The organism is Pseudomonas putida (genome assembly GCF_028682475.1).
GTDB lineage: Bacteria > Pseudomonadota > Gammaproteobacteria > Pseudomonadales > Pseudomonadaceae > Aquipseudomonas > Aquipseudomonas putida_AG.
Window position 1 is genome coordinate 1 of the sequence record NZ_JANHLE010000101.1, and the last position, 549, is coordinate 549.

At 62.1% G+C, this 549-nt stretch carries 1 protein-coding gene; it reads right to left on the reverse strand.

Annotated elements, in window-relative coordinates; all coding sequences use genetic code 11:
- The coding region (locus NPS47_RS25340) for a toxin VasX (protein WP_337993429.1) at positions 1–509 on the reverse strand (509 nt) is incomplete at its 3' end.
- Positions 510–549 lie beyond the last annotated feature (40 nt).

Here is a 549-nt window from a genome sequence, read left to right on the forward strand (position 1 = left end):
CCGCGCAGCGGGCAGACACTCTGCAGGTCGACCCGTTGCATCAAACGCTGGCGGTCGTCCCTGGACTTGAGCACTTGCGCGCATTTGAACGCCGTCCACTGGATTTCGGAGTAGCAGGCGTACAAGGTGTTCTGCCGGGGGAAGACCAGGTGCGGTTCACCCACCGCCGTGCTGCGCGTATCCGTGCGGACCTCGTTACTGTTCCACAGCAGCTTGGCGATCTGGCCGTTTTCAACGCTGTACTCGTGCAGATAACCGCGGGTGCCATCGACGATGTACAGATAACCGTCGCGCAGCAGGCGGATGCCCAGCGGCTGGCTCCTGGTCTTGAACGGCATGCCCAGCTCGCTCGCCGGATCGAGGTGTTCGACCAGTCCATAGCGTAGCGGCAGCAACTGCAGGTCTTTCTTCATCAACGGGCACACCCCGAGAGGCGAGCGTACGTCCTTGGCACTCTTTGCCATGGCGGCGGTATTGGCGCTGATTCTGGGGGGTTGTTGAGTAGTCACAGCAGGCTTCCTTGTCGGTCAGCGGCGCGGCATTCGGCCA